At 39.9% G+C, this 23,865-nt stretch carries 25 protein-coding genes; 22 read left to right on the forward strand and 3 right to left on the reverse strand.

Annotation, left to right across the window (positions count from 1 at the left end):
* The first annotated feature begins 56 nt into the window (after positions 1-56).
* On the forward strand, positions 57-947 hold the full coding sequence (fabD, locus tag HPC41_RS20275; RefSeq protein ID WP_172395926.1) for an ACP S-malonyltransferase: 891 nt from the start codon (positions 57-59) through the stop codon (positions 945-947).
* Between the two features lie 240 nt (positions 948-1,187).
* Here the strand turns inward: fabD and HPC41_RS20280 are convergent, their stop codons facing one another.
* Positions 1,188-1,919, reverse strand: coding sequence for an RDD family protein (locus HPC41_RS20280; RefSeq protein WP_172395927.1), 732 nt, complete (start codon positions 1,917-1,919; stop codon positions 1,188-1,190).
* A 29-nt stretch (positions 1,920-1,948) separates the two neighbouring features.
* Here HPC41_RS20280 and HPC41_RS20285 point away from each other — a divergent pair, with 29 nt between their 5' ends.
* Genes HPC41_RS20285 through HPC41_RS20310 form a run of 6 tightly spaced genes read left to right on the forward strand, consistent with a single transcriptional unit; the run spans position 1,949 to position 8,191 of the window.
* Positions 1,949-2,911: a stage II sporulation protein M gene (locus HPC41_RS20285; protein WP_172395928.1), complete on the forward strand. Its 963-nt coding sequence runs from the start codon at positions 1,949-1,951 to the stop codon at positions 2,909-2,911.
* Complete coding sequence (locus HPC41_RS20290; RefSeq protein ID WP_172395929.1) at positions 2,902-3,813, forward strand: ABC transporter permease; 912 nt, start codon at positions 2,902-2,904, stop codon at positions 3,811-3,813. The genes HPC41_RS20285 and HPC41_RS20290 overlap by 10 nt, the downstream gene beginning before the upstream one ends.
* Positions 3,814-3,841: 28 nt before the next feature.
* A complete protein-coding gene (locus HPC41_RS20295) occupies positions 3,842-4,687 on the forward strand; it encodes a DUF4129 domain-containing protein (protein WP_172395930.1) in 846 nt (281 codons plus the stop codon).
* Complete coding sequence (locus HPC41_RS20300) at positions 4,684-5,877, forward strand: DUF4350 domain-containing protein (protein ID WP_172395931.1); 1,194 nt, start codon at positions 4,684-4,686, stop codon at positions 5,875-5,877. The genes HPC41_RS20295 and HPC41_RS20300 overlap by 4 nt, the downstream gene beginning before the upstream one ends.
* A complete protein-coding gene (locus HPC41_RS20305; RefSeq protein ID WP_172395932.1) occupies positions 5,874-6,863 on the forward strand; it encodes an AAA family ATPase in 990 nt (329 codons plus the stop codon). The genes HPC41_RS20300 and HPC41_RS20305 overlap by 4 nt, the downstream gene beginning before the upstream one ends.
* Entirely contained in the window at positions 6,863-8,191 is a 1,329-nt protein-coding gene (locus HPC41_RS20310; protein WP_172395933.1) for a DUF58 domain-containing protein, read from the forward strand. The genes HPC41_RS20305 and HPC41_RS20310 overlap by 1 nt, the downstream gene beginning before the upstream one ends.
* Here HPC41_RS20310 and HPC41_RS20315 read toward each other — a convergent pair.
* Together HPC41_RS20315 and metK are read right to left on the reverse strand one after the other, a co-directional pair.
* A complete protein-coding gene (locus tag HPC41_RS20315; RefSeq protein ID WP_216660841.1) occupies positions 8,184-8,588 on the reverse strand; it encodes a Dabb family protein in 405 nt (134 codons plus the stop codon). The genes HPC41_RS20310 and HPC41_RS20315 overlap by 8 nt on opposite strands.
* A gap of 78 nt (positions 8,589-8,666) precedes the next feature.
* Positions 8,667-9,920 carry a methionine adenosyltransferase gene (gene metK / locus HPC41_RS20320; protein WP_172395934.1) on the reverse strand — a complete coding sequence of 418 codons (1,254 nt, stop codon included), beginning with the start codon at positions 9,918-9,920 and terminating at the stop codon, positions 8,667-8,669.
* A gap of 304 nt (positions 9,921-10,224) precedes the next feature.
* Between metK and HPC41_RS20325 the strand changes: the two genes are divergently transcribed.
* From HPC41_RS20325 to HPC41_RS20395, 15 genes are all read left to right on the forward strand, one after another.
* Positions 10,225-11,103: a diacylglycerol/lipid kinase family protein gene (locus tag HPC41_RS20325; RefSeq protein WP_172395935.1), complete on the forward strand. Its 879-nt coding sequence runs from the start codon at positions 10,225-10,227 to the stop codon at positions 11,101-11,103.
* A gap of 4 nt (positions 11,104-11,107) precedes the next feature.
* Positions 11,108-11,458: a translation initiation factor gene (locus tag HPC41_RS20330; protein WP_172395936.1), complete on the forward strand. Its 351-nt coding sequence runs from the start codon at positions 11,108-11,110 to the stop codon at positions 11,456-11,458.
* Between the two features lie 431 nt (positions 11,459-11,889).
* Positions 11,890-12,714, forward strand: coding sequence for a MotA/TolQ/ExbB proton channel family protein (locus HPC41_RS20335; RefSeq protein WP_172395937.1), 825 nt, complete (start codon positions 11,890-11,892; stop codon positions 12,712-12,714).
* 103 nt (positions 12,715-12,817) lie between these two features.
* Positions 12,818-13,480, forward strand: coding sequence for an ExbD/TolR family protein (locus HPC41_RS20340; protein ID WP_172395938.1), 663 nt, complete (start codon positions 12,818-12,820; stop codon positions 13,478-13,480).
* Positions 13,481-13,504: 24 nt separating this feature from the next.
* Positions 13,505-14,062, forward strand: coding sequence for an ExbD/TolR family protein (locus HPC41_RS20345; protein ID WP_172395939.1), 558 nt, complete (start codon positions 13,505-13,507; stop codon positions 14,060-14,062).
* A gap of 33 nt (positions 14,063-14,095) precedes the next feature.
* A complete protein-coding gene (locus HPC41_RS20350; RefSeq protein WP_172395940.1) occupies positions 14,096-14,986 on the forward strand; it encodes a TonB family protein in 891 nt (296 codons plus the stop codon).
* A 329-nt stretch (positions 14,987-15,315) separates the two neighbouring features.
* On the forward strand, positions 15,316-16,242 hold the full coding sequence (locus tag HPC41_RS20355) for a PstS family phosphate ABC transporter substrate-binding protein (RefSeq protein ID WP_172395941.1): 927 nt from the start codon (positions 15,316-15,318) through the stop codon (positions 16,240-16,242).
* Between the two features lie 25 nt (positions 16,243-16,267).
* The gene (locus HPC41_RS20360; protein ID WP_172395942.1) at positions 16,268-18,088 is read left to right on the forward strand and encodes a tetratricopeptide repeat protein; all 1,821 of its coding nucleotides are present in this window, start codon (positions 16,268-16,270) and stop codon (positions 18,086-18,088) included.
* Between the two features lie 119 nt (positions 18,089-18,207).
* Positions 18,208-18,582 (forward strand): NADH-quinone oxidoreductase subunit A, encoded by a 375-nt coding sequence (locus HPC41_RS20365; protein WP_172395943.1) that lies wholly within the window; start codon positions 18,208-18,210, stop codon positions 18,580-18,582.
* Between the two features lie 63 nt (positions 18,583-18,645).
* Positions 18,646-19,197, forward strand: coding sequence for an NADH-quinone oxidoreductase subunit B (locus HPC41_RS20370; protein ID WP_172395944.1), 552 nt, complete (start codon positions 18,646-18,648; stop codon positions 19,195-19,197).
* A gap of 3 nt (positions 19,198-19,200) precedes the next feature.
* The gene (locus HPC41_RS20375; protein WP_172395945.1) at positions 19,201-19,695 is read left to right on the forward strand and encodes an NADH-quinone oxidoreductase subunit C; all 495 of its coding nucleotides are present in this window, start codon (positions 19,201-19,203) and stop codon (positions 19,693-19,695) included.
* Positions 19,696-19,705: 10 nt separating this feature from the next.
* Positions 19,706-20,941 (forward strand): NADH-quinone oxidoreductase subunit D, encoded by a 1,236-nt coding sequence (locus HPC41_RS20380; RefSeq protein WP_216660842.1) that lies wholly within the window; start codon positions 19,706-19,708, stop codon positions 20,939-20,941.
* Positions 20,934-21,455, forward strand: coding sequence for an NADH-quinone oxidoreductase subunit NuoE family protein (locus HPC41_RS20385; RefSeq protein ID WP_172395946.1), 522 nt, complete (start codon positions 20,934-20,936; stop codon positions 21,453-21,455). Before HPC41_RS20380 ends, HPC41_RS20385 begins: the two co-directional genes overlap by 8 nt.
* Position 21,456: 1 nt before the next feature.
* The gene (gene nuoF / locus HPC41_RS20390) at positions 21,457-22,812 is read left to right on the forward strand and encodes an NADH-quinone oxidoreductase subunit NuoF (RefSeq protein WP_172395947.1); all 1,356 of its coding nucleotides are present in this window, start codon (positions 21,457-21,459) and stop codon (positions 22,810-22,812) included.
* Between the two features lie 30 nt (positions 22,813-22,842).
* Positions 22,843-23,862, forward strand: a complete 1,020-nt coding sequence (locus HPC41_RS20395; RefSeq protein WP_172395948.1) for an NADH-quinone oxidoreductase subunit G — start codon at positions 22,843-22,845, stop codon at positions 23,860-23,862.
* Positions 23,863-23,865 lie beyond the last annotated feature (3 nt).

Consider the following 23,865-nt stretch of genomic DNA (forward strand, 5'->3'; position numbering starts at 1 on the left):
TAATTGTGAAGCGAGCTTGTGAGCTCTCATCAGCCGTTTAAAAAAAAATATAACAGATGAAAACAGCATATGTATTTCCTGGTCAAGGAGCCCAATTTGTTGGTATGGGGCAAGACCTGTATAATTTAAATGAAGAAACAAAAGCGTTGTTCGAGAAAGCGAATGATATTTTGGGGTTTCGCATCACGGATATTATGTTTTCAGGGACGGACGAGGAACTGAAACAAACTAATGTAACACAACCTGCAATTTTTCTGCACTCAGTTATTTTGGCAAAAGCTCTAGGAGATTCTTTTCAACCAGCTATGGTAGCGGGGCATTCCTTAGGTGAATTTTCAGCTTTGGTTGCAGCAGGTGCCCTCAGCTTTGAGGATGGATTGAAATTGGTGTCGCAGCGTGCCAACGCCATGCAAAAAGCATGTGAATTACAACCATCAACGATGGCTGCAATTTTGGGGCTAGAAGACAGTGTCGTGGAAGAAATTTGTGCCAAAGTGGATGCGGTGGTTGTTGCTGCGAACTACAATTGCCCTGGACAATTGGTTATTTCCGGATCAATTGAAGGGGTAGATAAAGCCTGCGCCTTGTTGACGGAGGCAGGAGCGAAGAGAGCCCTAAAATTAAATGTTGGTGGTGCATTTCACTCGCCATTAATGGAATCTGCTAAAGTAGAGTTGCAAGCGGCAATTGAAGCAACGGATATCCTTTCTCCAAGATGCCCTATTTATCAAAACATTGATGCGCAGCCACAGACCGAACCTGCTATTATTAAGCAGAATCTGATTGCACAGTTGACTGGTGCTGTTCGTTGGACACAGACTATACAAAATATGCTTACGGATGGTGCTACTGCATTTGTAGAGGTTGGGCCAGGCAACGTTTTGCAAGGCTTAGTGAAAAAAGTCGATCGTCAAGTACAAACTTCAGCTGCTTCTGTAACAGCTTAAAATTTGTCGTAACTAAAAAATTTAAAGGGGCAGTCCACAACTGTCCCTTTTTTATATTTAAAATCCAACAGCACTTTCTTGATAAAATACAGATTAAAGGAACATCAATAGCTGACTTCTAACGGTTCTTCTTCGGTGATTGTACGGTGCTGGTTCGGTCATGAGCGTATAAAATCCGTGTTATACCCGATGAATTCGTCTTAACCAGGTGATAGTAGAACTTAATAAGGTATTGTGCGGCTATTTGTCCTTAAACATGCTGTAATGATCTTTCATGACTTGAAGAACGAAGTCGTTCGGAGTCATTTTTTCAGGATGTTTAACCTCCATGACAGCTTCCAAACGTTGAACTAAAGCCGTCAATATGCCTACGTCCCTCCTGTCAAATGCGGTTTGATAAACCTCTTTGATAACATTGGCATCTTTGTCACTCAGTTTGATGACCTGAGGAAATAAAATAGGATGGTTCTCAAAAGTCTCCTCATAAATGGTATCACTGAGTTTCAGGCTGGGTTTTAGACTAATGACGGATGTTTCTCCAGCAATATCTCCGATACGTTGACCATGTTTCGATAGGACAATTGAGGTAATTGCAATACCGCCCATTGTCATCCATATATCTACTATTGATAATGTCCATCGGGATAGATATTGATAAAAGTCTGCACGTGATCCATCAAGTTTAACAACTTTTATTTTCATGATTTTTTTACCGATGGTCTGGCCAGCAAATGCCGTTTCGGTAATTAGGGTGTAAAAAAATGCTGGTAAGGTCATGCCCATAATTATACCATAGAAAAGATAAGGGTCTTTACTCGAGATATTTAATGCATCCAATAGAAACATGCAAAAGAAAAAGTAGCAGACGATAATAAAATAATCAATGGCAAATGCGATCATCCTCGAACCCAAGCTAGCAAGATTATACTGGATTTTTACATTTTGTGCTGTGTTTATCTCAAGCTTATTCATATATTTGGTTTAGCCAGTTAAAAAAATTAATGAGAGAAGCATCATTTGTAGAACGAAATAAAGAAAAATGGACGTTAATTGAAAATAATTTGTCAATTAACATGCAGGTTGATCCAGATGAACTGGCATCGAACTATATTGAGCTAACAAATGACTTGGCCTACGCGCAGACATTTTATCCCAACAGTAAGGTACGAAATTATTTAAATGAACTTGCTGTAACCGCCCATCAAAAAATCTATAAGGACCGTAAGGCCTCGAACAATAAATTCAAATCTTTTATTAATGAGGAGATTCCACAGGCAATTTGGTCGATCCGTAGGCCGCTCTTTTATTCCTTATTGATTTTTATTCTCGCATCAGCTATTGGTTTTCTTTCAGCGATGTATGACATCGATTTTATTCGACTTATCTTAGGTGATTTATATGTTGAATCAACAATAGAAAGCATAAAAGCGGGCGATCCGGCTGCCGTTTATGGAAAAGGAAGTAATTTTGGCTCGGCCATCTGGATTACAATCAATAATGTTCGCGTAGCCTTTATGGCTTTTGCATTTGGATTGTTTCTAAGTATTGGTACAGGCTATGTATTGTTTAGCAATGGCATTATGTTGGGCGCTTTCCACCAGATGTTTTTTCAATACGATGTGATGGGAAAGGCTATGTCGGCGATTTGGATTCACGGCACGATTGAAATTTCTGTGATTGTTGTGGCTGGCGGCTGTGGCCTTGCGATAGGAAATAGTATCTTGTTTCCAAGATCTTATACCCGGTTGGCGTCTTTTGTTCAAACGGCAAAGATTGCTATGAAGGTCTTGGTCAGCACGATACCATTTTTTATTGTTGCGGGCACGTTGGAGGGTTTTGTAACAAGATATTATCAGGTATCAATATGGCTCAGTCTATTTATCATTCTGCTATCTTTGTTGGCTATATTATTTTTTTATGTTATTAATCCCTATCGATTAGCAAAACGATTTCAATGGAAGTAGATTTTGAATTTCAGAAAGAACGAAAGATAGGCGATTTTGTCCAAAACTTTATTGATCTTTTTAAATTGATCTATAAGCACTTTGTGACGACTATTTTTGGTCTCTCGGCATTACCGTTAGCTGGAATAGCCTTGGTCTATTATTTCCTTTCGACAAAAATTACCTTTTCAGCCAACAGCAATTCGTTTGAAGATATAGATGGATTTACTTGGGCTGCATTACTGATTTTAGCATTGATTGCGCTTGGTCTATATGTGTATGGCATTTCTATAGAGTATTTTCTTCTGCTGAAAGAACGAAAAAATACATTGTTTACGGGAAAAGAGGTGCTTCAGAATTTTAGGGTAAATATCGGCCGGTATTTCATGTTCCTACTGGCGATGATCTTGGCTTTGATCGTCGTTTTTATACCACTTGCCATTGTTGCAGTTCTCTCCGCCTTTATCCCCTTTATTGGAAGTTTTGCGATTGGTATATTGATGTCTATGGTGGGAATCTGGTTATTCAGTTCTTTTCTATTTTATCGCGAAGGTTATTCTGATCTAGGTAGCTGTTTCACGGATGCCTATGTGATGTTGAGCAAAAAATTGATTCAATATGGTGTAGCAACTTATATTGTCAATTTTATATTCCAAATGGCCGTCATGATGATCTCTGTTGTCCCTTTAATTATCGTTTCTCTGATATCGTACAATTTTTTGGGAATGGACACAGCCTTCTTTGATTCGTCCTGGGGAAAACTACTGATGACTTTGGGTGGTATGTTTATTACATTATTTACATTATTCTTATACATGTCCGGTGTTTTGGCTAATGGTATAATTTACGAAACGGCCAAGGATCTCAAATTCGGTGAACGAATTTATGGGATGATTGATCAGATCGGAGGTACAGATGAATAGGCTGCTATTCGTTTTTGCTTTTGTATCTATGCTTTTATTAAGCGCCTGTGATCCCAAACCGCAGACTGAGGATTCGGAAACGTATACAGCAGACTCCGTGGCTGTGGATTCTGTTGTATCCCTGTTGGATTCTACCGCCTTCGCCATAGATTCTGCTACGGTGGATTCTATTGCAATGACCGAAGCTGTGAATAGTAAAGAGGCTCTTTGGGACCCGCATTTATTTGATTCTATTCCCAAATATAGCCAGGCACGAGCTTATAAAATGGATCCCTATCCAGAAATTATCAAGCGATACGAGCATGATGATTTTGTGTATTCCGAAAATATTAAAGATAAGGTAAGTGTACTGCAAAGGATTTTACAACGTATTTCCCAATGGCTGGGGGATATCATGCCTGATAATCCGTATAAATTTAACGAAGAATTTGGATATGTCTTTGCCTTCCTAGCCTTGATCGCATTGGCTTTTGTACTCTACAAAGTGTTATACAAAAAAAAACAGTATTTCATTAAACATGAGCAGGAAAAAGATCCCTTGGACACATTGGCTTATGTGGAGAGAAACCTGATGAACAGCGATCTTAGTCCGTATATCAAGGAGGCTATCGAGCGACGAAATTATGCACTGGGAATTCGTTACCTGCAATTATTGAATATCCAAAAGCTAGCACAGGCGGGTCATATCAAATGGAAGCATAGTAAGACAAATGCCGATTTTGCGAATGAGATTCAGCATGATGCCCTACGTGCTGGATTCGAGGAGTGCACACGAGTATTTGACTACATTTGGTTCGGACAATTTGAATTAAATGAGTCCGATTTTAGTCAGTATGAACAACTGTTTAACCAATATCAACATCAAATTAAATGAAAGGGTCAGTAAAATTTGGAGTGATATTATTGGGAGCTGTCTTGTTGCTGATTGGTGTCATTGATATCACAAGCAAGAAACCGATTATTTGGGATCGGACCTTCGACGCAAAAGATAAAAATCCTTTTGGAGCTTATGTGCTCAGACAAGAATTAAAGCATATTATTGATCAACGTAGTGTGGATGTCAGGCGACCATTATATGAATACCTGGATAGTACGAAAGGAACAGCGATGAATCTGCTGTTTTATACGTCGTATTTTTCCTTAGGCGAAGCTGCGAAAAATAAATTACTTACGTATGTTGCTCGCGGAGGAAAAGCAATGATTATCGCTGAAACGATTGACTATAATCTTTTAGATTCCCTAGATATCAAGGTGCAAAATTTCTACGGCTATAAGAAAGGCGTGGAAATTAAAAGTCATTTGAGCGTTAAGCTAACCAATGATAACACTAAAATTCATTATGGTAAATCGGACTTAAGTGCGGTCTTCAGTAAACTTCCAAAGAATACAACAATCCTTGGGGGGATTACTTACCAGGACTATCTATTACCCAATTTTGTCGAGGTAAAGGTTGGTAAAGGTAGGCTTTACCTGCATCTGACTCCCGATTTATTTGGAAACTATTATCTACTAAATTCAGCTTCTCAATATGCTTATGCTGCAAAATCATTATCTTATTTAAATGATAAGCCGATAGCCTGGTATGATTTTAAAGCGAATAGGGATCAGCATCGTACCCCCTTACGGGTTTTGTTGACCAGCACGGGCTTACGACAGGCATGGTATGTCCTATTGGGGGGACTTATCCTTTTACTGGTGTTTAAGAGTAAAAGAGAACAACGCGCAGTCGCGATTATCAAACCCGAACAGAATCTTTCCAAAGAATTTTGTGAAACGATTGCGACACTATATTACGAAAATGGTACACCGGGCAATATGGTTGACAAAAAAATAGATTATTTTCTACATGACCTACGGACCCGTTTTCATATGGATACCCTCTCCTTAGAAGAAAATGGTTTCTGCGAGGAATTGGCAGAAAGATCAGGTGTTCCTTTAGCCGACATTCAGCATTTAATAGGACTAATAATTCGAATGCAGCGAATACAACAACATGACTTGACCGGATTACGGCAGATTAATGAAATTATAGAAGATTTTAAACATAAAGCAAAAATGATATGAGTGACTTCGATAGATATATATCCTTTGAAAACCGAATTGATATATCGGTTTTGTATGATAAAATGGCTCAGGTAAAGTCGGAGGTAAAAAAGGTTATCGTTGGGCAGGATCAATTGATTGACATGTTATTGATTTCGATCTTGGCATCGGGGCATTCGTTGATAGAAGGCTTGCCGGGCGTTGCGAAAACCTTATCCGCAAAATTAATTGCCAAGACCATCAGCAGTGACTTTAAACGCATTCAATTTACACCAGATTTGATGCCCTCAGACGTGACCGGATCGTCGATATTGGATTTAAAAAGCAATGAATTTGAATTTCGAAAGGGGCCGATATTCGCCAATGTAGTTTTGATTGACGAGATCAATCGTGCACCCGCAAAAACTCAGGCTGCTCTTTTTGAAAGTATGGCCGAACATCAGGTCTCGGTCGATGGAAATACCTATATTTTGCCTGTTCCATTTATTGTTTTCGCTACACAAAATCCGATCGAGCATGAAGGGACCTATCGTTTGCCAGAGGCACAACTCGACCGCTTTCTTTTTAAAATCAATGTGAATTATCCCGAACTGGAACAGGAGTTGGAGATCTTAAAAGAGCACCACGCACAAAAAGCTTTGAATAAAGAGGATCAAGTCGACACAGTCGTTTCAGCAGCGGAAATTTCTTCGTTCCAACGCCTTATTAAGTCTATTTTCGTGCATGAAGAATTGCTAAACTATATTGCTCAAGTGATTATAAAGACACGCAGCAATCCAAGTTTGACCTTGGGAGCATCGCCAAGAGCTTCAATTGCCTTGCTCGAATCGGCCAAAGCATCGGCTGCGTTGAGTGGAAGGGACTTTGTCACGCCAGAAGATATTCGGAGAGTAGCGGCAGCGGTGTTGGGACATCGGGTGATGCTGACTCCTGAACGCGAAATGGAGGGTTTTACAACCACGTATGTTATTGACCAAATCATTAATACGGTAGAAATTCCAAGATAATGAGAAAATTAAAACAGCTCTTTCTAACCAATCAGTTTTTCTATTCGTTGTTGGCGATAGCGACATTCTTTGTGATTTCATTTTTTATAAAAGGATTGTTTGTTGTTGCCTGGATTCTGTTTTGGCTTTGGCTGGCTGTATTGATTTTTGATTTCATCGTATTATTTTCGGGGAAAGAGCGTATCGAAATCACGCGAGTATACCCGGAGAAGTTGTCCAATGGCGATGAAAATCCCATGAAGCTCATTGTCAATTCTTTTTATCCGTTTCCCACTGTCATAGAAATCCTCGAAGAATTTCCAATACAACTTCAAATTCGGAATAAGAAGTTTTCTACCCGTCTATCCGCTCATCAAAGTACAGAAATTTCTTATTTAATGCGGCCAACACAACGGGGGCAATATAAGTTTGGTAGATGTATGGCAATGGTAAGACGTTTTGGATTTTTCAAACGGAGGTTTGTAACCAGCCAGACACAGGAAATCCCATGTTATCCGTCTTATATTCAATTGAGAAAATATCAGCTTTTGGCCACCAGCAATAGGTTGAATGAATTGGGCATAAAGCGTATACGGCGTATTGGATCGGCAATGGAGTTTGACCATGTTAGGGACTATGTTCAGGGGGATGATTATCGCCATATGAATTGGAAGGCTACAGCAAAGGTCAAAAAGCTGATGGTTAATCAGTATGAAGAGGAAAAATCCCAGCCAATCTATTCATTTATTGATCTGGGGCGCGCGATGCGGATGCCGTTTGATGGTCTCACTTTATTAGATTATGCAATCAATGCATCTCTGGTCCTTTCCAATGCTACGATATTAAAACAAGATCGCGCTGGGTTATTGACCTTTTCAAAGGATGTGAATGTCTTTATTCCATCCGAAAAGAGAAACAACCAGATGCTCAAGATTTCGGAAGCGCTATATCAAGTGGCTACAAATTTTGAGGAGCCTGAATATGGCAAACTCTATAGTTATGCAAATGCACATATCAATAAACGTTCCCTGATCTTTCTTTATACTAACTTTGAAACTTTGGACTCTTTAAGAAGACAGCTAAACTATTTGTCCATGTTAAATCGAAGCCATATCATCGTCGTTGTTGTATTCAAAAACATTGAAGTTGAAGCCCTCGCCAAAAGCACTCCGAAAAAGACCATTGAAATCTACAATCAGATTATCGCTGAAAAGTTTATTTATGAGAAGCAGCTTATTGTGCAGGAATTAATCCGTAATGGGTTTCAGACGATATATACTGCGCCTGAAAATTTAACCATCAACTCAATCAATAAATATTTAGAGATTAAGGCACGCGGACTTATTTGATGATGGAAGTATCTTTGACCATTACTTTCGTCCAAAAATGCTGATATTTTTCGATCGCCTTAAGATGGATTGGGTGTGTTTCGTAAACAGTGATATCTTTAAGGTCTTTGAAGGTGACAATCAATGTATAGTCAAAGCTATTGTCAACGACGGGGCGCGCATTGGTTGGTGCTGGAACACCATAGTTGAGTGTCTTGACGGTATCTATTTTTCGTAGTTCCTCAAAGAAGCCAACAAAGTCCTTTTTATCCTGTTCACTGATGTCTTTCTTTAGCCAAAAATTAACAATATGTACAATCGTATTTGAGTGCAGGTCATCCGCTGACTGAGCTGGATTTGCCCATGTTGGGGCTGTGATGAGCACCATTGGTGCAAGTAAAAAATTTCTTCTTTTCATTATGAATGGTTTAGAAATAGTAAGATACAAAAAAAGAGATACATTTTTTGCATCTCTTTTTATTTTATTGATTAGTCCTTACAGACCAAACGCTTCTTTTACCTTTTCAATGTAATCCAATTTTTCCCAGGTGAATAATTCAACCTCAATTTGTTTCTTTTCTCCTGTGGAACTTTCGAATTCCTTCGTCACTTTTCTTGGTGTTCTACCCATATGACCATATGCTGCTGTCTCGGAGTAGATCGGATTTCTTAGACCAAGACGAGTTTCAATGCCATAAGGAGTCATGTCAAACAAATGCGCTATTTTATCAGCAATCTGACCGTCTGTCAGATTTACTTTGCTTGTACCGTAAGTATTCACATAAATTCCCATAGGATCTTTTACACCAATTGCATAAGAAATCTGAACGAGGATTTCGTCAGCTATCCCTGCCGCAACTAAGTTTTTGGCAATATGGCGGGTTGCATAAGCCGCCGAACGATCCACTTTTGAAGGGTCTTTCCCAGAAAAGGCTCCTCCACCATGAGCACCTTTTCCACCATACGTATCGACAATAATCTTACGGCCAGTAAGTCCAGTATCTCCATGCGGGCCACCGATAACGAATTTTCCAGTAGGGTTGATATGAAATTTAATTTCATCGTTAAATAACAACTGAAGTTCTGGCTTTAATTGCGCTTTGACACGAGGGATTAAGATTGTTTTTATATCCTGTGTAATTTTGTCTAACATGACTGGCTCGGCGTCAAAGTCATCATGCTGTGTAGAGATGACAATGGTATCAATTCTCTTCGGTTTGTGGTCATCACCGTATTCCAATGTTACTTGTGACTTCGCATCCGGCCGTAAATATTTTATTTCGTTGTTTTCTCTACGTAGTTCTGCGAGCTCATATAAAAGACGGTGAGAAAGGTCTAAGGCTAAAGGCATGAAATTATCCGTTTCATTATTGGCATAGCCAAACATAATCCCTTGGTCGCCAGCTCCCTGCTCTTGTCTCGTCTTTCGATCCACACCCTGATTGATATCTGCAGACTGCTCGTGGATTGCAGATAACACACCACAAGAATTTGCTTCAAACATATATTCAGACTTTGTATAGCCAATTTTCTGAATAACAGAGCGGGCTATTTTTTGTACATCCAGATAGATGTTTGATTTAACCTCACCAGCAAGAACGACCTGTCCAGTCGTTACCAAAGTCTCAATAGCTACACGTGAGTCTTCATCCCATGCTAAAAAATTGTCTATTAATGCATCTGAAATTTGGTCCGCAACTTTGTCCGGATGCCCTTCAGAAACAGATTCTGACGTAAATAAATAAGCCATGCCTTACGTAATTTTAATATTGGATTTGCGCTAGAAATGAAATAACAGCAAAGTGATAAGAGCCGTGATAGCGAAGGGTTTTTAGCACTTTTTTACTGTGGTTGCAATCTCCTTGTCGTTGCTTTGTGTATGCAACAGCACGCAAATCAGTCCACATTCTATTTTTTGTTGCGACAAAGCTACGATACTTTGTGGATATTTAAAATCAAATTTGTCTTTTAATTTTAAAAAATTAGAAAGCGACGTTAGAACGGTACAAGATTACATTATTTTAAGAAATTGGTAAATTCCGCTATCTTTGGATATGTCAGAACGTAAACAAATATTGTTTGTTATCAACCCTATTTCAGGAGGAAAACGCAAGACTTCCTTCAAAAAGCAGGTATTAGATGTACTGGATTTACAGAAATTTGATCCGACATTTCAGCAGACAGCGCGGCCCAATCATGCCTATGAAATCGGCTTACAGGCCATTAAGGAAGGCTATGATGCGGTAATAGCGGTCGGCGGAGACGGGACAATCAATGAGTTGGGCTCTGCTTTGGTCGGGTCGGGAATACCTTTGGGGATTATCCCGGAGGGTTCTGGAAATGGGCTGGCACTCTATTTGGGTGTTCCAATGAATGAAGCTGCAGCGATTCGCCGCATAAACCGTTTTGAATCCATTGAAGTGGACTGTGGTGTTATTAATGACCGACGCTTTTTTAATATTGCCGGACTAGGTTTCGACGCTTCTGTAAGTGAAAATTTTGCCAACGAAAATATCCGGGGGCCCTTGGGATATATGAAATCTGTTTTTAACGTGTTGAGCAAGTATCAACCTGCTCATTATAAATTAACGATAGACGGTAAGGTATACCAACGGCAGGCCTTTATGATTAGTGTTGCTAATTCACCCCAGTACGGAAACAATGCATATATTGCTCCTCAAGCTTCGGTGAATGACGGTATACTTGATGTATGTATTGTGCATAAGTTTCCGCTGTATATCTTGCCAAAAATGATTTTCCACCTATTCAATAAGTCTGCAGACCAGTCAAGCTACGTGGAAATTATACCAGGAAAGAATATTCAGATCGAGGTAGATTCGATTTCACCAGTTCATGTGGATGGGGAGCCCATCGAATTAGGTGATAAACTAAATATTTCCATTATGCCCAAAGCAATAAAAATTATTTGTTAAAATTATGAGCAAAAATAAGAAACAGTCATACGAAGGCGTTGTATATTCAACAGATGATAGTTTTAACTATCAACTTGCTGATTTATTTCAGGAAAAAGAGACCTTACCGGTAAACCAGCAGAATCTTAAAGTGCAGCTCGACCGGAAAATGCGGAAGGGCAAAGTTGTAACTTTAGTGACAGGATTTGTGGGACAGGCAGAAGATCTGGAAGCTTTGGGCAAATTGTTGAAACAAAAGTGCGGAGTAGGCGGGGCGGTCAAAGATGGAGAGATTATGATCCAAGGCGAATTTAAGCAAAAGATCTATGAGTTGTTACTTAAGGAAGGATATCGGGTAAAATTGGTTGGTGGTTAAACAACTATATCTGTGCTATTATAGCAAATCTAATGAATTGTTTATTAGGTGAATATGACAAGAGCGAGACACAATGAATTATTAAAAAACATGAGTAATCACTTACTTTTTGTCGCTTAAATTCCTCGTTTTTCTTGCATATCAAAAAAAAAATGGTTTTCATTGTAAAATAATTATTGCTAATAAGCGATTTAGCTGATGGTAATAAGGATTATATAACGGGAACTGCTGAGAAAAATGACACCATGGTAGGTGTATTCAGTTTGAAAAAACAAATTTGATTTTTTTTATATATTTGAGATGAATATTTTAAATTTGACATTAAATATTAAATTTGCTTTGCAAAATTGGTTTCAAAAGCAAATAAGAGTGCATATAATTTAAACAACATTATATATTTAAACAACAGTAAAAAACTAAAAATTAGAAAAATGGCAAACGCACCTAAAACTGCTGCAAAACAAGAAAGCAACAACGGAGGATCTTTCTTCGCTCAAGCTGCAATTATCATCTGTTTCATCGTTGGTTTCTGTTTATGGAAATTTGTAATGGGTAATCCAACTAACTTCGTTGACAACAATCCTGAAAATGCTCCTAATCCAGGTAACTATTTAGGAATGGTTTACCACGCTGGGGCTATCGTACCTGTTTTGCTTGGTTTATTCTTGATGGTATGGGTTTTCTCTGTAGAACGTTTTATCGTTATCAACAAAGCTTCTGGTACTGGAAACGTTGGAAACTTTGTTAGAAAAATCCAATCTTTGATTAATGGTGGAAACATCGATTCAGCTATCGCTGAGTGTGACAAACAAAAAGGTTCAGTGGCAAACGTAGTAAAAGCTGGTTTATTGAAATACAAAGCCGTATCAGCTGACGTTAATGTTGATACTGAAAAAGCTACTATCGCAATTCAAAAAGAAATCGAAGAAACTACAGCATTAGAAATGCCAATGTTAGAGAAAAACTTAAACGTAATCGCAACATTAGTTTCTATCGGTACATTATGTGGTCTATTAGGTACAGTAACAGGTATGATCAAAGCCTTCTCGGCATTGGCAACCGGTGGCGCTCCTGATTCAGCTAAATTAGCAAACGGTATCTCTGAGGCCTTGATCAATACAGCTACAGGTATTGCGACTTCAACATTCGCTATCGTATTGTATAACATCTTTACTGCAAAAATCGATAAATTAACTTACTCTATCGACGAAGCTGGTTTCTCAATCGTACAAACATACGCTGCAAACCACAAATAGGAACTGTGATGAAAATTTTTGATTTTATTTTATGGAAATCAAAAATCTAAAGCATCATAGTGTAGAAGATTGAGTTTAATTAATTTAAAAAGAAGAATTTAAAATGGGTAAAGCAAAAGTAAAAAGAGCCAGTACGTCAATCGACATGACAGCGATGTGTGACGTATCGTTCTTGCTGCTTACGTTCTTCGTATTAACGGCGACAGCGCGCCAACCGGAAGCATTGACGGTGGATACCCCAGCATCAACTACGAAAGATAAATTACCTGACTCTAATGTGGGTATGATTACGATCGGTGATGGTGGAAAAGTTTTCTTTGGAACGACAGATCAACAGGTTCGCGTAAAAGCATTAGAAAGAATGTCTGCAAAATATGGCATTGGCTTTTCGCAAGAGGACTATGATCATTTCAAACTGATGGAAAATTTTGGTGTACCAATGTCTAAGTTGAAGGGGTTATTGGCTCTGGACGGCAGCAAGCGCACTGAAAAAGGTGTACAAACTGGTATTCCGATTGACAGTACAGAAAATACCTCTAATGAGTTGTACTACTGGGTGCAAAACACACGTTTAGCTGCTGAAGAAGTAAATAAAGAAAAGGAATCATCGGACAAGAATTTTGTTCACCCGGGCCCTTTGAAGATTGCGATCAAAGCTGATGCAAATGAAAAATATCCTTCTGTAAACCAGGTTATTGAAACGTTGCGTAATCAAAAGCAAAACAAATTTAGTTTCATCACTGGCATGCGTGCTGAGGAAAAATAATTGACGATTTAATAAGAACAAAAAATGGCAGAATTAAATCAGGATAGTGGTAAAAAAGGCAAAGGCGGGAAAGTTCGGTCCAAGAAAAATGGTGGTAAGGTTGACCTTACAGCCATGGTGGATTTGGCCTTCCTATTGATTACCTTTTTCATGTTGACCACATCTTTAAATAAACCACAAGCGATGGACGTGGCGATGCCAGATAAAAATAAAGTTAAGGATGAGCCTCAGCCGGATTTATTGACAGCTGACAACCGTTCATTGACAGTTTTATTGGGATCTGATAACAAAGTCTCTGTGATTTACGGACAAGTAAAAAATCCGATCGAAGGACCAACGACTGTTGGTTACGGAGCTGATGGTATTCGCAAGGTATTGATGGAGAAAAAAGCCTATGTACCACGCGTTGCTGGCGGTAAGGATTTGATCGTTATCATTAGACCGAGTGATAAAAGCACGCAACGTAACCTAGTTGATATTCTTGACGAAATGAAAATCGTTGATGTCAAACGTTACATGATTGCTAAAATCAGTCCAGAAGAAGTGGAGGTTTTAAAACGTGATAATATCTACAATGATTAATCATTATTAGGTAGCACGATAAAGTATAAAAATATGATAGGGTCAAAATTAGATATTTTTAAGAAAGAATGGCTTGATGTCGTTTTTCAGGGACGTAACAAGGAATACGGCGCTTATGAGCTACGTAGACTTGCCCCTAAAGCGACTAATAGAGGATTACTTGTCGTAATTGGCGTGGTAGTTCTTGCTAGTCTTCTTCGTCTTTTCGGAGATAAAATTTTTCCGAAGAAACCTGTTGAAGCACCTCCGGCAGTAACAGAAGTTACCTTGGAAGACCTTGAAGAGATCAAACCACCAGAACCGCCAGAAGAGGAGCCCCTTCCACAAGAACCGGAGGAGAAACCTCAGCAAGTGGCAATGGATGTGCCGAAAGAGGATTTGATTCGTTTTCCTGAACCAAAAGTAGCTCCAGCAAATAAAGTTGTGGAAGAAGTTGCTTCTCAGGAAGAGTTGAAAGATCCAAACAAAACTCCGGCGCGTATCACGTTGAAAGGTAGTCCGACAGGTACTTCCGTAGCACGTGGTGAATTTGGTTCGAAGAAACAAGACGGTGGAATCACAGGTGTTTCAAAAGGAGATCCAAATGGAGATCCAAATGGAGATAAAATCTTTACGGCGGTAGAGGTAAATCCAGAGCCAATTGGAGGTATGAAAGCGTTTATGTCATGGATTTCTTCTAACTATGATTATCCGCAAGCGGCATTAGAAAATGGAATCAACGGTGTTGTGGAAGTTTCTTTCGTCGTGGAAAGAGATGGTAGCTTGACAGATATCAACGTAAAACGCGATTTGAAATATGGTACGGGAGATGCAGCTGTTAAGCTGTTGAAAAAAGCTAAAAAATGGAAACCAGGTATTCAAAATGGTCGTCCAGTTCGTGTAGCTTACACCCTGCCAATTCGTTTGAATACTATTCAAAATTAGAATGACAGATTTTAATTCGAATAATAATTCTAATTATAGACAGAAATCGCCTTTAAAGCGATTTCTGTCTATTTTAGGACTATTTATGTTTGGTTTTTATTTTGTTTTGGGCCTACTGATTATTTTTTGGGATAATTTTCCCATTGAGATTAATCCGACGTACAAAACAGTCTTTGGCGTTGTATTGATCTTCTATTCTTTTATGCGGTTTGTACGACTTTGGCAAAACAATTTTAATTAGCGGCTGGCGCTCTTTTTAATTTCAATCAACTCTCTTCAAAAATTAAACTATTCTTTTATTTTAATTGTCTAATTGTATGATGTATCGTATGAGAAAATATAGTGTAATTCTTGTAACGCTTGGACTTTGTGCGGGATTATTTCAATCCTGCAAAGACAGGACTAAGGAGAAAAAGGAGAGCGATGATATTCTAACTGGCAAATTGCCGGTTTTAGTCGATCAGACGTTATTGCCTATCATTAAAGAATCTGCTGATGTATTTGAGAGTTCATATCCGAATTCCAGCCTTGAGCTTTTGGTAAGACCAGAAATCAAAGCGGTCAATGCATTGTTAGCAGATTCTGCTTATGTGATTGTGTTAACCAGAAAGCTAACGGGTCAGGAGGATGACTATTTTAAGAAGCGCGGTATTCAGCCTAAAATTTTTCAGATGGCATCCGACGCTGTTGTATTAATCAATAATCGTAGCAGTGCCGATACTATAATGTCCCAAAAGAACGTTAAGTCTTTGTTGGAGGGTAATTTAAGTGGCCAACGTTTGATTTTTGACAATGCGAATTCAAGTACACTGCGTTTTTTAAAGGACTACTATAATCTGGAGAAAGTTGATCCAAAGGCTATTTCAGCGATGAAGGATAGCGAGGACGTAATGAAGTATATCAGTGAAAATACAAATGCTGTGGGCGTCATCGGTTATAATTGGTATTTAAAAGCTGTTGAAAAAAATTCGCAATTATTGGATAAAATTCGTACATTGAGCATTGAAAATGTGGGTGAGGGAGAGTCTAAAGGGGTTTTTTATAAGCCGTCACAGTCAACCATAGCCGACGGAGTGTATCCGTTCATACGACCGGTTTACATCATGAATTATCAACCAAATATGGGTTTGGGCTTAGGCTTTAGCGCATTTTTGACAGGAGATCGCGGACAGCGCATTGTATTAAAAGCGGGATTGGTCCCTGAAACAATGCCCGGGCGGGAGATCATTATTAGAGATGAGAGTTATATTAAATAGATAATAAATAGTACAAAAATAGATTATGACAAACAGTAAATTATTATTTAGTCTTTTATTGGCTGGGTCTGTGGGCACCGTAAGTGCACAGAGTTTGAAAGATGCTAGAGCAGCCATCGAGGCTGAAAACTATGGTAAAGCGAAAACTATTCTTCAACAATTAGTGACTAAGCAACCTAAGAATGGAGATAATTATTTCTATTTGGGTCAAGTTTATTTGGTAAACGACAGAGCAGACTCTGCCGCTGCGATTTTTAACCAAGGTTTGACTGCTGATCCAAAAGCGACGATTAATAATGTCGGTTTGGGTTATGTTGACTTATTGAAAAAAGATAAAGCTAGCGCTGAATCTAAGTTTGCCTTGGCAACTGCAAAATTAGGTAAAAAAGATTACGAGCCATTATTGGAAATCGGTCGTGCATACATCAATACACCAGAACCGGATTATGCGAAAGCTTTGGAATATTTGACGCAAGCGAAAGCAAAAAACACCAAAGATATTGCTATTCCTTTGGCCTTAGGTGATGCATATCGCGGTTTGAGAGAAGGTTCATTGGCTTATACAAGCTATGGTGATGCCATGGATATTGATGCAAATTCTGTTCAAGCTAAAGTAGGGCAGGCAGTTATTGTTCGTGGCGCTCAAGCTTACGACGAGGCGGTAACACAATTGGAAGCTATTGTTGCAGAGACGCCTACTTATGCGCCTACTTATCGTGAATTGGCTGAAACGTATTACCAATGGTCGAAAATGCCTGGTACTACGGATGAGAAATACGTTGAATTAAACAATAAAGGTGTTGCGCAATACAAGAAATATTTAGAAGTAGCTGGTGACAATACTTTGGAGGCTAAAATTCGTTATGCGGATTTCTTGGTTTACGCACGTCAATATGATGAGTTAAAAACGGTTTCGGAAGAATTGGCGAAAAATCCATCTATAGATCCAAAAATCTATCGTTATTTAGGATATATCGCGTTCCAAAAATCGAAAGACTATCCAAAAGCGTTGGATTATTTAAATCAAATGTTCAGCAAGATGGAAAAAGACCGTGTAATTCCTTTGGATTACATGTACTTGGGTATGGCTGAGATTGCCACTAACAGTCCGAAACCTGTTGCTCCGGCTGCTGGCGCGGATAGTACAGCAACAGATAGCACGGCTGTAGCGACTGCTCCAGTTTTGACTCCGGAAAACACAGCAAATATCCAAAAAGGTATTGCAAACATTAAGAAAGCAATTGAAGGTGACAAAGAGCTGTTGGGCGAGGTTGCAGAATTGGCATTTGCGAAATACCAAGAGCAAGAATTACAAACCGCGGTTTCATTATTTGGACTTGTAGGTGAGTATAAAGATACACCTTACTACTTCGATTCGCACTATTATGCTGGTGAAGGCAATTACCAAATCGGCTTCAAAAAAGATAGCCAGGCGAAAGATGCGGAAGGAAACTACGTTAATCAAGAATTGAGAAATCAAGCTATCGCGGACTTTGGCAATGCTCAGAAAGAGCTTACGATCATTGAAACCACTGATAACAAAGAGGCGCAAGATAAATACCTGATTAACGCGTTATATTACAAAGCTTTTTCAGCTTTGGGTTCCGATGATATGGCACAGCCAAAAGGTGATTTTGTCGCCGCATTCCAAAAATTGATTGATACAATTAATCAAAGAGGTACGCAAGAGAAAAATAAAGCGTATTTGGTGGATGGTTATACATACATTGGTCTTTTCCACTATTTGAAACAAGATACAGCGAAAGCAAAACAAAACTTCCAGAAAGTATTGGAAATTGATCCAGCGAATGAGGATGTTAAAGGATACTTAGAAGCTTTAAAATAAGCTTAACTAAAATCATTCTAAATTAGGCGTAGATAGTAATATCTACGCCTTTTTTGTTTTGAATTTAGTCTTGGAATCTCTATATTTAGAGACAGTTACCAATATAAATTCTGATTGAGATGGAGCACGCCAATAGTATGCCGATAGACTACTTACCTATATTCATACAGCTTATCGTAGCAGTGGGATTCGGAGTAGGGACCATAATTATTACACACCTTATAGGGCCGAAAGTCAGGACCGAGAATAAGCTTGGGGCATTTGAGTCCGGGATTGAAGTCATCGGTAATGCGAGGCAGCCCTTTTCCATAAAATATTTTCTGGTGGCGATCTTGTTTGTCATTTTCGATGTTGAAGTTATTTTCATGTATCCTTGGGCTGTCAACTTTAGAGAAATGGGCTTTCAAGGCTTAATCGAGATGTTTATATTCATGGGATTGCTCTTGTTGGGCTTTATCTATGTCATTAAGAAAAAAGCATTGAACTGGGACTAAGTTGTCCTATACTAAATTGGCTACAAGGGCCGATTGTACTTAAACCTTATAAATCGTCTTTTCATGAGTGATATAAAATTGGCAGAAGCTCCTCCGGGAGTAGAGGGCGCAGGTTTCTTTGCGACAAGTTTGGATAAAGCGATCGGATTGGCGCGTGCAAATTCATTGTGGCCTTTGCCTTTTGCTACATCCTGCTGTGGCATCGAATTTATGGCTACCATGGGATCAACGTATGATTTGGCTAGATTCGGTGCGGAACGTCCAAGTTTTTCTCCACGCCAGGCAGATATGTTGTTGGTCATGGGGACTATCGCAAAAAAAATGGCTCCCGTCTTGCGGCAGGTCTATGTCCAAATGGCAGAACCACGATGGGTGATTGCCGTGGGGGCCTGTGCCTCTAGCGGCGGAATCTTTGATACCTATTCTGTATTGCAGGGAATTGATGAGATCATTCCTGTGGATGTGTATGTGCCGGGCTGTCCGCCGCGGCCCGAAGCTATTTTAGATGGTGTATTGCGCTTACAGGATATTGTCAAAAATGAGACTTTAAATAGACGAAATACGCCTGAATATAAGGCACTGTTAGAGAAATACGGTATACACACTAATAAATAAAGGATGGAAAACAGTTTTTTATTAGACAAACTGCAAGGAAATTTTCCTTCAAAGATCGTAGAGATTCCGGATGCACATGATTTAATGACCATCCTTGTGGATGTGGATGATATCATCGATGTGTTGCGTTTTCTGAAGTTGGATAATGAATTACAGTTTGTTCATTTAACTGATATTACTGCGGTACACTTTCCTCATCTCGAAAAGGAGTATGCTGTTGTCTATCATATTCATAGTTTGATTCACAATATCCGCATACGGGTTAAGGTCTTTCTGTATGGTCCAAATCCTGAAATACCAACGGCTACAGTTGTGTGGAAGGGTGCGAACTGGATGGAGCGTGAGACATATGATTTTTTTGGTATAAACTTTATAGGGCATCCGGATTTAAGAAGGATCCTGAATGTTGACGATATGGATGTTTTTCCGATGCGAAAGGAATATCCCTTGGAAGATCCAAATCGTGTAGATAAGAAAGATTTGTATTTCGGCCGTTAATTTATATGATATGAGCGAGTTTATAAGCAAGATGACATCGAATCAGCCAGTCTTTGATGATAATGATCCACAGGACGAGCTGATCACCTTGAATATTGGCCCCACGCACCCGGCCACACATGGTGTATTCCAGAATGTTGTACAAATTGACGGAGAACGTATCGTCAGTGGTGTTTCTACTATAGGTTATATCCATCGTGCTTTTGAAAAAATTGCTGAACATAGGCCATTTTATCAGATCACACCATTGACGGACCGATTAAATTATTGTTCGGCGCCTATCAATAACATGGGCTGGCACATGACCGTTGAGAAGCTGTTAAAAATCGAGATTCCGAAGCGCGTACAATATATGCGGGTCATTGTGATGGAACTTGCCCGAATAGCGGACCATATCATCTGCAACGGAATCCTGGGAGTTGATACCGGAGCTTTTTCGGGATTCTTGTATGTGATGCAGGAACGCGAGTTTATCTATGAGATCTTTGAGGAGATCTGTGGCGCTCGCCTGACAACAAATATCGGCCGCATTGGAGGATTTGAACGGGATTTTAATGCCGTTGCTTTTGAGAAAATCAGTGAATTTTTGAAACGCTACCCACCGGTATTGAAGGAGTTTGAGGAAATGTTTGTGCGTAACCGGATTTTTATCGAACGAACTTCAGGTGTGGCTGCTGTCACGCCGGAGCAGGCATTGGATTATGGTTGGTCCGGGCCTATTTTAAGGGCAACAGGTGTGGATTATGATGTACGGGTACAAAATTCATATTGCTCTTATGAAGAGTTTGATTTTGAAGTCCCTGTGGGTACAACAGGTGATGTATATGACCGGTTTATGGTCAGAAATGAGGAGATGTGGCAATCACTTCGCATCATTGAGCAGGCGCTGGAAAAAATAGAAAAGGAACCCAAAGGCGTGTTCCATGCCGAAGTGCCTGATTTCTACCTGCCACCGAAGGAACAGGTTTATACCAATATGGAGGCGCTGATCTATCACTTTAAAATCGTCATGGGCGAGGTAGACACGCCTAAGGCCGAAGTATATCATGCGGTGGAAGGAGCTAATGGCGAACTTGGATTTTACTTAATCCACGATGGTGGTCGCTCACCCTACCGTCTTCATTTTAGAAGGCCATCCTTTGTCAATTATCAAATGTTTGCGCCTATGAGTGCAGGGATGCTGCTTTCAGATGCGATTTTAAATATGAGTAGTCTTAACGTTATAGCAGGAGAATTAGATGCTTAGTGTAAAACAACATAATGAAAATGTAACGTTTTCTCCCGAATTGCTAGCCAAGTTTGGAGAAGTAGTAAGCCGTTATCCCGAGGGGAAACAGAAATCGGGCCTATTGCCGATTTTGCATTTGGTTCAGGCGGAATTTGGCTGGGTCAGTGCAGATGCAATGGATCAAGTAGCTGTTTATCTCCATATTTTACCGATTGAAGTCTACGAAGTGGCGACATTTTATACGATGTTTCTGCTTGAGCCTAAAGGTAAATATGTGTTGGAAATCTGTCGTACTGGTCCTTGTTGTTTAGTGGGCGCTGAGCGAATCATGAGACATTTAGAACAAAAACTCGGTGTAAAAGAGGGTGCTGTGACGGCTGATGGTCTTTTTTCCTGGCGTGGTGTCGAGTGTCTGGCTGCATGCGGCTTTGGCCCAGTGCTACAAATTGGACCTGAATATACCTTCTATGAGAATTTGGATGAAGCTAAAGTGGACCAATTGATTGATAATTTAAAAGCTAAAACAGAATAATATGGCACGTAAACTTTTGTTGACACATATCGATGTTCCCGGCATCAATACCTTTGAGGTTTATCGTCAAAAAGGGGGCTATGTTGCTGTTGAAAAAGTAATAAAGACAATGTCTCCCGAAGATGTGGTTGAGGAGGTGAAAAAATCCGGACTACGTGGTAGGGGGGGCGCAGGCTTTCCGACGGGAATGAAATGGTCTTTTCTCGCAAAACCTGAGGGAGTGCCCCGTTATTTGGTCTGTAATGCAGATGAGTCTGAGCCAGGCACATTCAAGGATCGTTATTTGATGACACATATCCCACACGCCTTGATCGAGGGAATGATTGTGTCTAGTTTTGCCCTTGGCGCAAATATATCTTATATCTATGTGCGCGGTGAGATGATGCCTCAGATCAGAATCCTGGAACGTGCGATTGCTGAAGCAAAAGAGAAGGGGTTTTTAGGTAAAAATATCTTGGGCTCAGGATATGATTTGGAGATCTATGTACAACCTGGTGGAGGTGCTTATATCTGTGGTGAAGAAACCGCATTATTGGAGTCTCTGGAAGGTAAGCGTGGTAATCCACGTATCAAACCTCCTTTTCCGGCTATAGCGGGATTATATAATTGCCCTACAGTAGTAAATAATGTGGAGTCTATTGCAGCAACTGTACCTATTCTTAATTTGGGTGGAGAAGAGTATGCAAAGATCGGTGTGGAGCGTAGTACGGGAACTAAATTGATTTCGGCCAGTGGTAATATCGTTAAACCCGGTGTTTATGAAATCGAACTAGGTCTACCGGTAGAAGAGTTTATTTATTCAGATGAATATTGTGGTGGTATAGCCAACGGAAAGCGGATGAAAGCAGTTGTGGCTGGTGGTTCGTCGGTACCTATTCTGCCAGCAAACCTTATCTTGAAAACAGCTGCTGGTAACAGTCGTTTAATGACTTATGAATCTTTGTCCGATGGTGGTTTTCAAACAGGGACTATGCTTGGCTCGGGTGGTTTTATTGTGTTTGATGAGGATCAGTGTGTGGTCCGAAATACCTGGAATTTTGCCCGTTTCTATCATCATGAAAGCTGTGGACAATGTTCGCCGTGTCGGGAAGGAACAGGCTGGATGGAAAAGGTGTTGCATAAAATAGAAAGTGGACATGGATCCATGTCCGATATAGACTTGCTTTGGGATGTACAGCGCAAGATCGAAGGAAATACCATCTGTCCATTAGGCGATGCAGCCGCCTGGCCTGTGGCTGCGGCAATCAGGCACTTTAGGGATGAGTTTGAATGGCATATATTACACCCCGAAGAGTCTCAGACAAGAAATTATGGGCTGGCGCATTATGCTGATCCATTACAACCAATTGTATCATAATAAAAGCTGTAACGATAAATTATAACTATCATGGCAGAAGCGGAAGATGTAAAGTTTAAGGTCACAATAGACGGTATACCAGTGGAGGTGGCACCGGGGACAACTATATTAAATGCTGCACGGCAGATTGGCGGGGATATCGTTCCGCCCGCAATGTGCTATTACTCTAAACTGGAAGGGAGTGGTGGAAAATGCCGCACTTGTTTGGTTAAGGTATCGAAAGGTTCCGAAAAGGACCCTCGGCCAATGCCAAAACTCGTAGCATCCTGTCGCACCACTGTTATGGATGGGATGGAAGTGCAGAACATTACTTCTCCGGAAGTGGTAGAGGCTAGAAAGGGCGTTGTTGAGATTCTTTTGATCAATCACCCTTTGGATTGTCCGATCTGTGATCAAGCTGGAGAATGTAAACTACAGGATCTAGGATACGAGCACGGCAGTGCGGAAACACGCTATGAATTTGATCGACGCACCTTTGAACGAATTGATCTGGGGGACAAAATCCAATTGCATATGAACCGCTGTATTTTGTGTTACCGTTGTGTTTATGTTGCGAATCAACTTACGGATGAACGTGTACATGGTATTTTGGGCCGAGGGGATCATTCAGAAATATCGACTTATATCGAAAATGTAATTGACAATGATTTTTCGGGCAATGTGATTGATGTTTGTCCAGTTGGAGCGCTGACTGATAAAACTTTCCGATTTAAAAATCGGGTCTGGTTTACAAAGCCTGTAGATGCACACCGCGATTGTCCGACCTGCTCCGGCAAAGTGACATTATGGTATAGGGGGCAGGATGTTCTGCGTGTGACGGCGCGGAAGGATGAATTTGGTGAGGTGGAGGAATTTATCTGTAATACCTGCCGCTTTGATCAGAAAAAAACAAGCGTTTGGATTTTGGATGAACCAACAGAAATCGATCCGCAATCTGTAATTTCTGCCAATCATTATGAACTATTTAACCCGCCAAAAGTGGTGAAGGAGAATCCAATACTTCAACAGCAAAATCGCGAACAGTTGGCTAGAACAGAAAAATTGAAATAAGCA

The organism is Sphingobacterium prati (genome assembly GCF_013167215.1).
In the GTDB taxonomy this organism is placed as follows: Bacteria; Bacteroidota; Bacteroidia; order Sphingobacteriales; family Sphingobacteriaceae; genus Sphingobacterium; species Sphingobacterium prati.